At 50.1% G+C, this 13,640-nt stretch carries 14 protein-coding genes; 10 read left to right on the top strand and 4 right to left on the bottom strand.

Going from position 1 to position 13,640, the window contains the following annotated elements; translation table 11 throughout:
- Nucleotides 1-97: 97 nt before the first annotated feature.
- Genes traF through AC4OVU_RS24150 form a run of 3 tightly spaced genes read left to right on the top strand, consistent with a single transcriptional unit; the run spans nucleotide 98 to nucleotide 6,188 of the window.
- A complete protein-coding gene (gene traF / locus AC4OVU_RS24160; RefSeq protein ID WP_001209375.1) occupies nucleotides 98-1,126 on the top strand; it encodes a conjugal transfer protein TraF in 1,029 nt (342 codons plus the stop codon).
- Between the two features lies 1 nt (nucleotide 1,127).
- Nucleotides 1,128-2,561 carry a conjugal transfer protein TraH gene (locus tag AC4OVU_RS24155; RefSeq protein ID WP_000256129.1) on the top strand — a complete coding sequence of 478 codons (1,434 nt, stop codon included), beginning with the start codon at nucleotides 1,128-1,130 and terminating at the stop codon, nucleotides 2,559-2,561.
- 12 nt (nucleotides 2,562-2,573) lie between these two features.
- Nucleotides 2,574-6,188, top strand: a complete 3,615-nt coding sequence (locus AC4OVU_RS24150) for a conjugal transfer protein TraG N-terminal domain-containing protein (RefSeq protein WP_000534551.1) — start codon at nucleotides 2,574-2,576, stop codon at nucleotides 6,186-6,188.
- A 37-nt stretch (nucleotides 6,189-6,225) separates the two neighbouring features.
- Here the strand turns inward: AC4OVU_RS24150 and AC4OVU_RS24145 are convergent, their stop codons facing one another.
- Nucleotides 6,226-6,588, bottom strand: coding sequence for a hypothetical protein (locus AC4OVU_RS24145; RefSeq protein ID WP_000683483.1), 363 nt, complete (start codon nucleotides 6,586-6,588; stop codon nucleotides 6,226-6,228).
- A 715-nt stretch (nucleotides 6,589-7,303) separates the two neighbouring features.
- Between AC4OVU_RS24145 and AC4OVU_RS24140 the strand changes: the two genes are divergently transcribed.
- From AC4OVU_RS24140 to AC4OVU_RS24125, 4 genes are read left to right on the top strand one after another with little or no spacing between them, the layout of a single operon-like run.
- On the top strand, nucleotides 7,304-7,576 hold the full coding sequence (locus tag AC4OVU_RS24140) for a helix-turn-helix domain-containing protein (RefSeq protein WP_000356489.1): 273 nt from the start codon (nucleotides 7,304-7,306) through the stop codon (nucleotides 7,574-7,576).
- Nucleotides 7,576-8,109, top strand: a complete 534-nt coding sequence (locus AC4OVU_RS24135) for a transglycosylase SLT domain-containing protein (protein ID WP_000790610.1) — start codon at nucleotides 7,576-7,578, stop codon at nucleotides 8,107-8,109. Before AC4OVU_RS24140 ends, AC4OVU_RS24135 begins: the two co-directional genes overlap by 1 nt.
- Before the next feature lie 10 nt (nucleotides 8,110-8,119).
- Nucleotides 8,120-8,728 (top strand): flagellar transcriptional regulator FlhD, encoded by a 609-nt coding sequence (locus AC4OVU_RS24130; RefSeq protein WP_000891157.1) that lies wholly within the window; start codon nucleotides 8,120-8,122, stop codon nucleotides 8,726-8,728.
- The gene (locus AC4OVU_RS24125) at nucleotides 8,725-9,276 is read left to right on the top strand and encodes a FlhC family transcriptional regulator (protein WP_001020646.1); all 552 of its coding nucleotides are present in this window, start codon (nucleotides 8,725-8,727) and stop codon (nucleotides 9,274-9,276) included. Before AC4OVU_RS24130 ends, AC4OVU_RS24125 begins: the two co-directional genes overlap by 4 nt.
- 59 nt (nucleotides 9,277-9,335) lie before the next feature.
- On the opposite strand, the gene AC4OVU_RS24120 is transcribed toward AC4OVU_RS24125, so the two are convergent.
- Genes AC4OVU_RS24120 through AC4OVU_RS24110 form a run of 3 tightly spaced genes read right to left on the bottom strand, consistent with a single transcriptional unit; the run spans nucleotide 9,336 to nucleotide 11,050 of the window.
- On the bottom strand, nucleotides 9,336-9,755 hold the full coding sequence (locus AC4OVU_RS24120; protein WP_000651490.1) for an H-NS family histone-like protein: 420 nt from the start codon (nucleotides 9,753-9,755) through the stop codon (nucleotides 9,336-9,338).
- A 1-nt stretch (nucleotide 9,756) separates the two neighbouring features.
- Complete coding sequence (locus AC4OVU_RS24115) at nucleotides 9,757-10,050, bottom strand: hypothetical protein (RefSeq protein ID WP_000919078.1); 294 nt, start codon at nucleotides 10,048-10,050, stop codon at nucleotides 9,757-9,759.
- A 16-nt stretch (nucleotides 10,051-10,066) separates the two neighbouring features.
- Entirely contained in the window at nucleotides 10,067-11,050 is a 984-nt protein-coding gene (locus AC4OVU_RS24110) for a ParM/StbA family protein (protein ID WP_000077458.1), read from the bottom strand.
- A 498-nt stretch (nucleotides 11,051-11,548) separates the two neighbouring features.
- On the opposite strand from AC4OVU_RS24110, the gene mobI reads away from it, so the two are divergent.
- The 3 genes from mobI to AC4OVU_RS24095 are packed head-to-tail and all read left to right on the top strand — an operon-like array spanning nucleotide 11,549 to nucleotide 13,465.
- Nucleotides 11,549-12,088 (top strand): conjugative transfer protein MobI(A/C), encoded by a 540-nt coding sequence (mobI, locus tag AC4OVU_RS24105; RefSeq protein WP_001447712.1) that lies wholly within the window; start codon nucleotides 11,549-11,551, stop codon nucleotides 12,086-12,088.
- Nucleotides 12,089-12,092: 4 nt separating this feature from the next.
- Entirely contained in the window at nucleotides 12,093-12,380 is a 288-nt protein-coding gene (locus tag AC4OVU_RS24100) for a hypothetical protein (protein WP_000127321.1), read from the top strand.
- Nucleotides 12,381-12,400: 20 nt separating this feature from the next.
- Nucleotides 12,401-13,465, top strand: a complete 1,065-nt coding sequence (locus AC4OVU_RS24095; protein ID WP_000044787.1) for a RepB family plasmid replication initiator protein — start codon at nucleotides 12,401-12,403, stop codon at nucleotides 13,463-13,465.
- The last annotated feature ends 175 nt before the right edge of the window (nucleotides 13,466-13,640 follow it).

Below are 13,640 nucleotides of genomic sequence, written 5' to 3'. Positions count from 1 at the left end.
AGTTGACAAATAAAACGCTCTAAGCGCCCTAAATGGGCGCTTACACCTGCCTAATTTCACGCCTCCCACCTCTACCATATCGAGCATGGGAAAATACGTGCGTGAGACTATGAAAAAATCACCTTTGAATTTACTGCTCCTTGCAGCGCTCACGCTGGGGGCATCACACCAGGCTTGGGCTCAAGATGGCACAAGACCTGGTTTTTATGAGCGAAAGGAAGAGGGTTGGTTCTGGTACAAGGAAGAGCCCAAAGAACCAGAGAAAAAACCCGAAAAGCCCAAACCAAAGCCTGTGGCAGAAGCGAAGCCTACACAGCCTAAGCCTGCTGCTCCGCTTCCGAGCGGCCCAGAAATGTTCTCAGCGGAATGGTTCCGGGAAAACTTACCCAAGTACAAAGACCTTGCTTGGAACAATCCTACCGTTGAAAACGTCAGGACGTTTCTCTACTTGCAACGATTTGCGATAGATCGCTCTGAACAATTTTCCGATGCTACAGAGCTGGCGGTCGTAGGTGATCCTTTCTTGGATGAAATTACTCGACGTCCTGCTGCCACGTTTGCCTCACAACAAGTTGATCGTGACGCTGGTAACGCCAAAAACATGCTACTCAAAAGCGTAGCCGAACGCGTAGGGATATTCTTCTTCTACAAGTCCGACGATGACTACAGTGACTTGCAAGCACCGCTCATCAAGATGTTGGAACAAGGAGAAGGATTCTCGATCATTCCTGTATCTATGGACGGCAAACCACTCCCCAGTGGGCTTTTCCCCCATTACAAAACCGATGAAGGCCATGCCAAACAACTTGGTATCGTAACTTTCCCTGCTGTTTACCTCGCATCTCCAGACGGTCAGTTCGCTCCTATAGGACAAGGGCCAATGTCTCTTCCTGAGCTGAATCACAGGATTTTGGTCGCAGCAAAACGCAATGGTTGGGTCACAGACGAAGAGTTTAACCGTACACGTCCGGTACTCAACCTGGAAAACAACATAGCCGAACGCTTGGCCTCACCAGAGCTGGGCTCTGACCTCAAACAGCTATCTCAAGCGAGCGGTGATAAAGACAACTTTGTGCCACCGGAACAACTCATGAAGTACATCCGGGACAAATTACAGGAGAACTAAGATGGTCACGCACAAGACATTAAAAAGGAGCCTGCTTGCCCTGAGTGTGGCGGCCAGTCTCGTCATGGCACCGACAGGGGCGATAGCCGCTAACGGCCTCCAATCACAGATGGACAAACTCTTCAATGAAATGAGCAACACAACACCACCTGGGGTTTATGAAAGCCAACGACGTGGCGTTTTAGCTGGTGGCCGGTTCACTGCAAAGACACGAATCTTCGACGAGAACCTGGTGAGCTTTGCCCCTCCATCATGGAAAGCTGGTTGCGGTGGTGTAGATCTGTTCGGCGGTTCGCTTTCCTTCATTAACGCGGATCAAATTGTCCAACTCCTTCGGGCTGTAGCAGCCAACGCCAAGGGCTATGCCTTCCAGCTTGCGCTCGATAACGTTTTCCCGGACGGAGCGAAGTGGATAGAGAACTTCCAGAAGAAAGTGCAAGCGCTCAACCAACATCTGGGCAACTCCTGCCAGCTCGCTCAAGGTTTCGTGAACGACCTAACCAGCGGCATGGACCTTAAACACAAAACTGATGCTTCTATAACCGCGACAACTTCCGGCCTGTATGAAGACTTCTTCGGGTCCAAGCAGGAAACCAGCGGCAAGAGTCCTCTGGAAGAACTGAAAGCCAACAAACCTGACGAATACAACAAGATGATTGGCAACATCGTCTGGAAGCAACTCAAGAGCAACAACGCCAACACCTGGTTCCAGTACGGGGATAACACCCTTCTTGAAGCGATCATGTCTTTAACCGGCACAGTCATCATTGGTGATCTGGTAAACGACCCGAACTCAACCGGCACTGGTGCGAAAACAACCCCTCTGACGACCCTACCAGGTAACAAGATCACCTTGTCAGACCTGATTTCAGGCGGTTCTGTTGAGATCTATTCCTGTGATTCTGATACGACCAACTGCCTGAGTGCTGGCTCCAGCAATAAAACTGTCGTGCTCAAAGGTATCAAGAACCAGATCACCGATATGCTGTTAGGAACAAGCTCTACACCTGGTGTGATCTACAAATACGCAACGAACTCTGGAACCTTAACCGACCCAGAAAAGGCCTTTGTTTCTAACCTCCCCGGAGGGATTGGCACCATTGTTCGTAACTTGTCTGTCCTTTCACAGGACGGCGCTAACCTGTTCGCAACAGAGTCATCAGGAGCGATAGCCCTGACCATGATGTATAGCTTCTCGGAAGAGTTCTTCCGCGCAGCTCGCATTGCGATGGCTAACAGCAAATCACCCTACAAGAAAGAGGCACTAGAGCTTCTCGCGCAATCGCAACAGCAAATCCGTGCTGAATACACAATCCTGTCCTCTCAATACGGCGATCTGGCAAGCCAAATTGAGAAATACAACAACCTACTGGACAACATCCGCAAGCAAAAATACATGCTGGCAACTTTGTCCAATCCTCCTAGCACGAACTAAGGAGCTATTGGAATGGGATCTTTTTCAATCCACTCTATCGGTGACTCTGCTTTTCTGGAGCAAATCCTGATTGCAGTATCAATGATCACCGGCACCGGGGATTTCGAGAAGATGGTCAGTATTGGCCTGCTTCTTGGGGTCTTGATGATCTGTATTCAGTCCGTCTTTCAGGGCGCAAAGCAAATCAACCTCCAGCAAGTGCTGGTAGGTTGGATTCTATATGCCTGTTTCTTCGGCCCAACCACAACTGTGACTATCGAGGACGCTTATACAGGGCAGGTTCGAGTCGTCGCCAATGTCCCTATTGGGGTAGGCTTTGCTGGAGGTGTCATATCCAACGTGGGATACACCATCACCAATTTGTTTGAAACTGGATATGGGGTAATCGTACCCAATGTCACGGAAAGCCACTTTTCCGAAACACTGAAACTGTTGAATGACGTCAGACGGCGAGCCTATGACACAGGAGTTTTTACTGCGCTTAACTCAGCAAATGGAGGCGGCTATGTTGACGTGAGGCGTTCCTGGAACAATTACATTCGGGAATGCACGTTAACCAAAGTCGATCTCAACCTAATGTCCCTTGATGAGTTGATGAACCGTTCAACTGACTCAGCTTTGCGATTCAACTCACAGCTCTACGGAACTAGGTTGTATTTGTCTACAGCAAACCCTGACGGCGCTGACTACACATGTACTGACGGATGGGTGGCTATTAGCACTGCAACCGCCAACCTAAGCAGCCCGGTTGTTGTTGATGCTCTTAACAGCCTACTGGGTATTGACACGTCAACTGGAGACAACGCTCTAACGAAGCTGACCGATTCGCTTCAAGCGATGGGTGCCACAACTACGTCATCAATCGACTATCTGAAAGCCGCCGTTCTGGAGCCCCTCTATTATGAAGCCGCAGCAGGACGTTATCAGGACCTCCAGGATTATGGCTCTGCATTGATGGTCAACCAGGCTATTCAGCAACGGAACACACAGTGGGCCGCAGAGCAGTCGATGTTCATGACCGTCGTCCGACCAATGCTGACGTTCTTTGAAGGCTTTATTTATGCTATAACCCCGATCATTGCTTTTATTATCGTGATGGGCAGCTTCGGCCTCCAGTTAGCCGGGAAATATGTACAAACCATCCTCTGGATTCAGCTATGGATGCCAGTCCTCTCAATTATAAACCTGTTTGTTCATACCGCCGCGTCAAATGAGATGTCTAGCCTCAGTGCTGGTGGTCTCAACTCCATGTACGCTCTTTCCTCAACTGGAGATGTTCTGCAACACTGGATTGCAACCGGCGGCATGTTGGCTGCGGCCACTCCGGTGATTTCCCTGTTTATCGTCACAGGTAGCACCTACGCCTTCACCAGCTTGGCATCGAGAATAAGTGGTTCTGACCACGTTGACGAAAAGATGCAAACGCCAGATCTACTCAAGCAAGGTCCGGTTATGCAAAGTCAGCCAGCGTACAATCACAACCAGTTCAGTGGTGCGATTGCAAACGGCGCAGAAAGCATGATCAGTACCTTCTCGCTTGGCTCCACCTTGGCATCAGGCGTGAGCTCCGCACAGGCATTACAAAGTCAGAAATCGGAGGCTTTCCAAAGCACTCTTGGTCGAGGTTTTTCTGATGGAGTAAGTCAGGATCAAGCCTATTCAAGACTCTCCAATGTCGGGCGCAACGTTTCGTCGCAAAACACAGCTCAAAGCCAATTGATCAACCAGCAAGCCAAGAACTTCATGGATAAGTTCCAGGTGGATGATAGCCACTCTGATGCTGTCAAAGGTGCTTTTGCCATGCAGGCTATGGGCACACTCGATGTTGACGAAGCTGCGTCCATGCTTATGCCTATGGTTGGCAAGGCCAGGGCAGCAATGAAGGCCGCTGCTGGTGTGAAATCAAACAGTACAGCCCTAGTTCCTGCTGGTGGTAATGGCGAATCAGGCGGCGGCAGTGATGTCCTGGACATCAAAGCGCAAGCGAAGGGAGCAACAGAGTCATCAACTCAAGACTCTTCAAGCTGGTCAGCGAGTGATGTGTCCCAGTTCATGAAGGGTGTGAGCTATTCGCAAACCGATAGCCAGGCGTTGACAAATCAATTAGCGCAGGGTTTCAGCCGTTCTGGAAGCGAGTCATTCAAGCAAACCTGGGGCGATAGCTTATCCCAGAACCTATCCAAGTCCGCTTCTGAACTGGTGTCTGCATCGGACACCTTCACAACAATGAGTCAGCTCCAAAACCAAATGGGCTCCATGACTAATACCGACTTTAAAACTCTCGGTGGTGCAGTAGCACAAACCCCTGCGGCCATGAACCAACTGAATGACTATTTCCGAAATGCCGCGCCGCAATCGGTTAAAGACGAGGCGGCTTCACTACAGCAAAGATACCAAGCCTACGGAATGTCTCCTCAAGTGGCCCAGGCAGCAGCGCGAATGACAGCAATGACCAACTCCAAAAATTACGAACAGGGTAAGGAGCTTGGCGGGTATCAAGCCGCACTACAGGCGATCAATACCGCGTCCGGTCGCAACGGAGCATTTAGTGGTGATGCTTACGGAAATAACGGCATTGAAGGCCCGAATGTTCAAGGCCTACCAGGTCAGGTTCAAGGGGCTGTAGGCAGTGGACCTAACATCCCAACCGGATTCCGGGAGAATGTGGCTGGGATGGCTGGAACTAATCCGGCATCAGAAGCTGGGCAGTTACCAACGAATAGCCCCCTTGTTCAAAATGAACATGCAGCCGGTACGTCAGCTCTTCATAACCAAGCACAGCAAACAGAGCGAAATGTATCTGCTCCTGAACTGAAAAAAGCCCAAGATAACCTTATGAACTCGCTTCCGGAAATGTCTTGGAGCGCTTCGGCGTGGGGAGCGTGGGACAACTCCAGTGATTGGATGGGCCGCAGAGCTGAACAAGCAGGTGGAGCTCTCATTGCTGGTGGTCAAGCTGGCGCTGATGCGTTCTCAAGAGCGATGGATCAAATGAGAACGATGACACCTGAACAACGCGACCAATTCATCGCGGCCACTCAACGCGGCGACCAGGCCGTGCAAGAGGAGTTTGGCTGGGCCGGTGATGCGATGGTCGGTATGGCTAAACTTGGCCGCAACGTCATGGGAGCTGCTGCAAGCGGCTATGATGCAGCGAAGGAGTGGTTAACTGGTAAATCTGATCTATCGGAAGCCGCTAAAGGGATGAGCATTGAGGAACGCGGCGCGTTCTATGCAGCAGCGCTATCCTCTGCCGCAGAAGCTGGTGGTGGAGCCGCGCAGCAGTTTATGAACCAGTACGGTGATGAGTTCAAAGAAACGATGCAGTCTATCGCTCAAAGCCGTTATGGGCTGACTGAATCCCAAGCCGCTGTTTATGCCGAATCGTTTGACACAAACGAAGGTCGCATGAACCAGGCTGTTCAGAATCTGAAAATGGAGTATGCAGAACGTAACCCGGATGGCTCACCGATGATGCAAGGAGGTCAGCCTGTTCTTTCTCAGCAAAACGAAGAGTTTACGGACAAGCTGGTAAACGTATTGCAGAACTCGACGGAAGCTGGAGACCGTTCAGGTAGCTATTTGACTGCCGTCAGGGGGTACAACATAGCAAATCAAAGGTTCTAAAAGACCAACCAAATAATAAGGGGGCCAGCAGGCCCCCTTATTCGTCTCCAGCTCCAATATGGAAGCGCTGGTCAAAATCATAGGAATCTTGAAACCCACCAGTTTGTTTTTTTCTGCGCCGGGTAGGTGGTGCCTCTTTATATGCTGACCGCGCAACGCGGATAAAGCACGTTAGTCCAAACAGAGCCCCGACAACCAAAGCAACTTGCCACTGGAAGTAAGCGATCCCTCCCCAAAAGATAACAGCAGCCCAAAGGCTTTTGTGAACCAGAAATAGGAAACGAGCACCCCAAACGCCGAAGGGAGCCAGCGCCACACCAAGTCCCCAAGGTGTGTCAGCCATCATGGCTATTCCCAGAAGCACCATTCCCAGCAGAAGAATATTGACCACATGTTTCATATCAACCCCCTTACTCTTTACCTCCAGTTTACCACGGCATCAAAAAATGCAACTGTGAAAGTTTGACTATTTTTTGCTAAACAACCATTCCATTGGCAACTTCTTCGATTAGAATTTGCCCTCAAACTTTCACATGTGAAAGTTTGCCCTTACGGAACAAGGCGTTTATTGACAAAGCATTACATAGTTGAACATGTCAAACAAATCGCATACACTATGGAATAGGCCATTGCTAACGCTTTGGTCCCCATCTGCAACACCGCAGAGTTCTCTTTCTCAAATATCTCTTTCTGTAAACACCATCATCCTTGTGTGGTCGGGATGCGCCTTTGCCTTCCCTGCCCTCCTCAGCTCCTGCTGTATTCGCAATTTCAGCCCTCGCTGTATCCCTAAAATCACTTATACCTAAACGCTATTTAATATCACAAAATACCGCACTCCCCGTGCGCTATTTCCGCCATTCTTTTGGCGCACTTTCCATTACTATCGCAAAAATATCCGTATCCCATTGATTACTAAAAGTATTGTAACTTTGTTCCGTCGGTACAAAGTTAAGTGTATGTTTTTAAAGGTTTTTTATTGTTAACAGCATCATTATTTGGGCTTATAAAGGCGCAAAATGTGTCAGTTTGTGACAATAGAAGAACTCTAAAAGCGTTCATCGAATAACGCACTTTTTGTATGGCTAACAACGCAGTTTAAAGGGTGGCAAACAATGGATAAATGCCAATTGATAGACATCCCAAGCGACCCAGAGAAGAAACGTGAGTGGATCAAGTACAAACTCAAGATCCAGGGGCTTTCTCTGGCCGCATTGGGCAGAAAACACAAAACATCTCGGCAGGTGGTGTCTACGGCACTCTATAAGCCCAGTCCACGCTGGGAACATGAGATAGCTACAGCTTTGGGTGTGAAGCCGTCTGAGATTTGGCCGGAGCGGTACGACGAAGAACACGAAATACCCCTCAGACATAAGGAGGCAAGCTGATGAAGAACAAAGCCAAGGCGCTAGTTCTGTCTGCGGCTCTCCTTTCATCAACAGCGAATGCTATTGACCTGAGCGGAACCATCTTCGACAAAGCAGCGAAAGCATATAACCTCGACCCTCTTCTAGTGTATTCGGTCGCATTGGCCGAATCTGCATCAGGGAGAGGTAATGGCTCTATAAGTCCTTGGCCTTGGACGCTTCGCGTTCCTGGGCTTCCTTTCTATGCTAAGTCGGAAGATCAGGCAAAGGCTAAGCTCGCTGAGTTTCAGCAGCAGTACGGTCGTGCCATTGATGTCGGGTTTATGCAAGTGAGCATCCGGTGGAATGGTCATAGAGTTTCTTCTCCAGCAGATCTTCTCGACCCAGAGACCAACGTCATGGTTGGGGCAGAGGTGCTATCAGAAGCCATTCAGTCATCTCCAAATGACTTGGAGCTTGGCGTTGGCCGCTATCACGCCTGGGAAGACGAAATCCGAGCCAGAAACTATGGTAGCCGAGTCTTGGCTATCTATCGCAACCTTCGTGATTTGTGAGGGGGGCGGAATGTTGGAACTGGATATTATTGGTGCGTGGGATGCAAGAGCCGTCAACCTCGATCAAGAAGAAGCTGATAGAAACGTCTACGAGTTCGATCTGACATTGTGGAACCTGCTATCCACTCTGGCAAAAGAACGTCCAGATGATGCGGCCTCACAATTTTCTTTGGGCATGGACACCGTTCAAAAGCTGTCACTGGCAACACCTTCCCAATTGGAAGCTCTGGCCTCTGGCGTGTTGATCTCTTTCAAACTCGAAACAGCAGAGCAGAACATCATCACGCGACTCTCTGGCGACTACGACCCTGTAGTTTTTATCAACCATAGTGTTGATGAATTTGATGCTGCCTACTGGTTGCTATTTAACCGCGTCGCATCGAGAGACCCGGAGATGGCAAAGGAAGTTTTCGGGGTTTCGAGAGAGCTTGCGGAGCTGGTGGCTAAGGCAACAGACAGCCAGTTGCGCCACATGTCTGGAACAACGGTTACGCATTTTACGCTTCGTTTTGCTCCGAGCATCATTGAAGAAATTCTCGATGACAGCCGGGAAGAGTTAACACACCCGGTATTGAAAAAACTGCAACAGTCTCTACAGGGACGTGGGAGGTGGAGATGAACATTGGCAACTCTGGTACATTGGGTCGCTGGGTTACAGCTCGACACATGGCCCTTGCTGGGTACATCACAAAAATCATCATGATCGAGACTGGTCTGACCTACAAACAGGTCAGACGGCTTTACCAGGATCTGGAGAGGGACGGATATACTCTGGAACGAAAATCCAGAACTTTCCGGGGTGGTGCGACACTGATTCATAGTCACACATCCAAGATACAGGCCTCTCTTCTAATGCAGCTCTACTTCAACATTGGTGGAGAAGCCGTGTTGCGGTCTGTGAACATCAAAGCCTTGAACAAGGCATTTAGAATGTATCACGCAATCCGCAAAGAAGTGCCCGGAATGAAAGGTGCTCGGTGGGCTCCGTTTGATATTACTGATGCCTGGTGTCTTGCTTCGGAGCTGAGAAGTGGGGACGCAATGCTGGAGGTGTGCGACAACTGCAAGTGTACGTACTTCACCTCTGTTAATCAAAGAACCTGCGTTGAATGTCCGTTCTGCAAAGAACAAGGAAGGCATGGTGGTGGGGAGAAAGAGTGTGCTTGAGTAGACTATGACATTTCGGACCAGAAGATGAGCGCCCAAACTTTGCGGCGCTCATTTTTTTACTTCTTCTGTGGGATACGGTAGCGCTCCAGCTCGACAGCTCCCAACCCCTTGAAAGCATCCGGGCGACGTCCTTGCCCACTCCACGAAACTCCGTCTTTTGAATATTTAGCATTATCAGGTTCTGATCTGCTCGTGAACATTTCGTTGAGCAAGCCGATGTCCACACCGCAGGATTCCATGTCGCTCATTATTCGCTCAGCCTGAGCTCGCTTTTCTTTTTCTTCTTCTTCTCGCTTTTTGTACTCTTCCTCCAGTTCATTGAGAACGCCCTTCATTCTGTCAATGATCTCCCGAACTTCATCTAACGGGAGTCCTCGCAACAGGGTGCGAATGCGGCTTTTACGCTTTAACTCTGCGATTATTAACTCTCTACGTTCAGCCGCTGATAGCGTAGAGAACTCCTCGTGGTCTTTCATGTCATACGGAGCCCATCAGTTTTCCTTTAAGTGAATCACGTTGAGAGTTCAGTTTTGCGTCAGTCTGCACTGGCGAATTTTGATGCTGTGCAGGTTGACTCTCTGAACTCTGTTGCTCAAAAGACCCAATGTTGCCAGAAAATCGAAGAGAATAAAGACCCAATAGAGCAAGGGCGCGGAGCCGATCACTACGCGCCTTATGCTGCATCTGGGACAGTTCACGATAGAGCTCCGGAAAGGCTTGCTCCGATATGTTCAGATTAGATATTTTTCCATCCCATTTGCTACCAGCCACAACGACCTCCTATCTATCAGCCGCAGAACCAGAAGCCCCTGGCATTGGATGCCACGGATTCGTTGGGCAGTACGATCCTGCTCTTAGGGAAAAGCTCCTTGGCCGCATCTTGGTAAGCCTCGGCACCGCCGCCAGCCAGCAGAACTACGTCAGCATCCATCCCGTCCTCACGCATTGACTTCCGCATAGGGATCAAGGCGTTTTGAGCGACTTTGGTTGAGGCTTTCTTGAAGTAGTCTTTGATCGATACCTTTTCACCGTAGAGGAAGATTTCGGCCTTACCGGCACGAATAGCTTTCTCGATCTTTTCGATGCCAGGGGCACCGCCGTGGTCTTCCTGAATTAGCCGGTCCGTTTCCTGTAGCAACACCGACATCGCCTTGAGGCTGGTGCCAGATGAGTGATAGCGGACCTCTCCCTCTTCAAGAGCTACCCAGTCTACAGAAAAGAACCCAGGGTCAATTACAACGGTTTTTCCTCCCTGGATAATCTCCAGGAGGTCTTCATCTTTGGTTGAACTTACAACATCCATGTAAGCACCGGCAGGTTGAGGTACAACCACGACAGACTTAACCGCTACCGATCGTTTTGGCGTGATCTGGTGTTCACCCTCAAGCCGAGATTTCAACGCCTCTCTGCGCTCTACGTCCATGTACTGACTAACAGGCAGGCCAGTCACCAGCACATCGATCTCCTTCTGCTCGGACATCAGGAGTGCAGCGTAGAAAAGAGCCTTGTATGGATTGGTCGAAGGATAGTCGCCGTGAAGCTCACGCTCCCATCCTTGCAATCGGTCAGGCTCGACGCCTGCAACCCATTTCTCTCCATCAATCACAACCTGAATGCAGGTCCCTGCACCGCCAGTTAACTGTTGTGGCATCAGTTCCAATGGACCTGCCCCCACCGGCATGACGACTGTGCGAGCTTCCTCACCTTTATACCCCATTGCCATTTTCAGGTTGGAGTAACCAATATCCAAACCCAGAACAAATTGACTCATGAAATCCTCCAAAGATTGCTTTTAGATTGCTTTTCGATTGCTTGCCGCGTGTTGGATAGAGAATAAGGCTAAAAGCGGGGACAGATGGCCTGTGTAATTGCCCAAAAGGGGCATATAGGTTGCTTTTCGGTGGCTTTTTGATCGTTGAGTAAGGGAACCTATGGGAACGCTGCACGGATAGGCTCAGATAAACAGACCTTACCCTCGCATCGAGAACCGCTTGCCCTCCAGCATCGAGAGACGGTGGTAAAGAGGCATTTGGAATCTTTGATGCCATATCCAATATATCTGGAATCTTTAAATATAGATTCATATGTAAAGAGGCTGTGAAAGAATAAGAGCATCAAGATTCCAGATAGATAGAGGGAAATTTGACAAATTCCAAAGATGGGTTAGCCTAGTGACAGAACTAGATTCCAGTATTGGAATAATCAGCTTTAAATTCCAGATAGATAGTTATGTGGATAGGAATTGGATAGGAATTGGGAGGGTATTGAGGTGAGTCTACCAACAGAGCGATGGCTAGATCTGCTAGATCCGAAGCTCGAAGAAGAACGATCCGAGATAACAGAGGATCTGCTAGAGGCAGAGGGACGAGAGTTTGTTGCAGAGGTACGGAGCAAACTGGATCACGCCTTAGCGGTTCTTGCTGTCGAGGCGCAGCAGGAAGCGGACATGTACTGGAACGCGCACAAATCAGCGCGTGAAGAAGCGTCAGAGGACGAACAAGGGCGTGTCGGTACACGGGTTCGCATTCTAGGCGTATCACTCGTTGCAGAGTGGTATCGCAACAGATTTGTCGAACAAGTTCCCGGACAAAAGAAAAGGGTTCTATCGACACATATCAAGAAGGGTCGCGGTCATGCCTACAGCATGTCGCACTTCAAGAAAGAGCCTGTCTGGGCACAAGAGTTGATCCAGCAAGTTGAAACCAGGTATGCCGTGTTAAGACAACGCGCCACTGCCTTAGCAAAAATTCGCCGGGCGCTAAACGAGTACGAGCGCCAGCTAAACAAGACACATAGCGACGAGGTGTGACAACATGACAGCATCTGTAGCGGCCACTGAATTGGCGAAACTGGGGAAATGTGAAGCGATGATCAAGAAAGTCGCCAGCCATCCTCGCCCTGCCCTGTCAAAGCGCCCACAATCGCCACAGGGGACAGATAGCACCCTTCGGGGTGAGTTCGCTCATTTCCGATATGAAGCGGCAGCCCTGCGTTTTATGAGCGGCACTGCGGGGGCTAAGCGTCGCATCTACCAGCTAGTGTTTTCAGCGACGGTAGCAGCGGGAGCATTGACAATGCTGGCGGCATGGACCACCAGCTAGAAAGTATCGACGGAACAATCATGAGCAAGAGAACCAAAGACAAAGACCTGGAGAAACTCGACGTAATCAAAGACTCACCGCAAATGAGCCTGTTTGAGATCATTGAATCTCCGGCCAAGAAAGACGACTACTCCAACACCATCGAGATCTACGATGCGCTGCCGAAGTACATTTGGGACCAAAAGCGTGAGCATGAAGATTTATCCAACGCTGTAGTGACACGACAATGCACCATCAGAGGCCAGCATTTCACGGTGAAGGTGAAGCCAGCCATCATCGAGAAGGATGACGGAAGAACCGTGCTGATCTACGCGGGACAGCGAGAGGAAATCCTTGAGGATGCTCTACGCAAGCTCGCAGTGAACGGGAAAGGCCATATCATCGAGGGCAAGGCTGGAGTCATGTTCACTCTGTACGAACTCCAGAAAGAGCTCTCGAAGATGGGTCACGGGTACAACCTGAACGAAATCAAGGAAGCAATCCAGGTTTGTCGTGGCGCAACACTCGAATGTATCAGTGATGACGGTGAAGCCTTCATCAGCTCCAGCTTCTTCCCGATGGTGGGACTGACCACCAGAGGTGAGTTTCGCAAGAAAGGCGGGAACGCCAGGTGCTATGTGCAGTTCAACCCGCTGGTAAACGAATCGATCATGAATCTGTCGTTTCGTCAGTACAACTACAAAATCGGAATGCAAATCCGCTCCCCTCTTGCACGGTACATCTACAAGCGAATGAGCCACTACTGGACTCAAGCATCACCAGATTCGCCGTACACGCCATCGCTTATCAGCTTCCTGACCCAGAGCCCTCGTGAATTGAGCCCACGGATGCCGGAGAACGTCAGAGCCATGAAGCTCGCTCTGGAGGCCCTCATCAAACAAGAGGTCATAAGCGACTACGACGCGAACCAGATCAAGGATGGCCGCAGAGTCATCGACGTGCGGTACGTCATAAGGCCTCATGAGAACTTCGTGAAGCAGGTGATGGCGTCCAACAAGCGTAAGCAGCAGACAGAGCTACGGGCCATCAAGCACGGCATGATCGACCACGACATCATTGATGAACCCCAACGTAAGGGGAGATAGCCACCAGAATCTCCCACCCCCCAGGGAAAAGAAAGATAGGCGCGTCAGCGCCTTTTTTTATGCCAGAAGAAAGCGCACAAGGTACGCCCACCAGGCAGGACCGGAAACGGAATGCCTCCGCATATGGGGGAGCTGCACGGATAGAGCGAACGTGACCCCAGATGCAGCGTGGGCT

The sequence above is a fragment of the Enterobacter sp. 6722112 genome, from assembly GCF_058661685.1.
The sequence above is the reverse complement of the archived record's forward strand: the minus strand, read 5'-3'. Positions and strand labels throughout refer to the sequence as shown.

Excerpts from the sequence above, each read along its gene's own strand:
- AC4OVU_RS24155 (WP_000256129.1), top strand. The coding sequence starts at position 1,128 with ATGGTCACGCACAAGACATTAAAAAGGAGCCTGCTTGCCCTGAGTGTG.
- AC4OVU_RS24150 (WP_000534551.1), top strand. The coding sequence starts at position 2,574 with ATGGGATCTTTTTCAATCCACTCTATCGGTGACTCTGCTTTTCTGGAG.
- AC4OVU_RS24145 (WP_000683483.1), bottom strand. The coding sequence starts at position 6,588 with ATGAAACATGTGGTCAATATTCTTCTGCTGGGAATGGTGCTTCTGGGA.
- AC4OVU_RS24140 (WP_000356489.1), top strand. The coding sequence starts at position 7,304 with ATGGATAAATGCCAATTGATAGACATCCCAAGCGACCCAGAGAAGAAA.
- AC4OVU_RS24135 (WP_000790610.1), top strand. The coding sequence starts at position 7,576 with ATGAAGAACAAAGCCAAGGCGCTAGTTCTGTCTGCGGCTCTCCTTTCA.
- AC4OVU_RS24130 (WP_000891157.1), top strand. The coding sequence starts at position 8,120 with ATGTTGGAACTGGATATTATTGGTGCGTGGGATGCAAGAGCCGTCAAC.
- AC4OVU_RS24125 (WP_001020646.1), top strand. The coding sequence starts at position 8,725 with ATGAACATTGGCAACTCTGGTACATTGGGTCGCTGGGTTACAGCTCGA.
- AC4OVU_RS24120 (WP_000651490.1), bottom strand. The coding sequence starts at position 9,755 with ATGAAAGACCACGAGGAGTTCTCTACGCTATCAGCGGCTGAACGTAGA.
- AC4OVU_RS24110 (WP_000077458.1), bottom strand. The coding sequence starts at position 11,050 with ATGAGTCAATTTGTTCTGGGTTTGGATATTGGTTACTCCAACCTGAAA.
- AC4OVU_RS24100 (WP_000127321.1), top strand. The coding sequence starts at position 12,093 with ATGACAGCATCTGTAGCGGCCACTGAATTGGCGAAACTGGGGAAATGT.
- AC4OVU_RS24095 (WP_000044787.1), top strand. The coding sequence starts at position 12,401 with ATGAGCAAGAGAACCAAAGACAAAGACCTGGAGAAACTCGACGTAATC.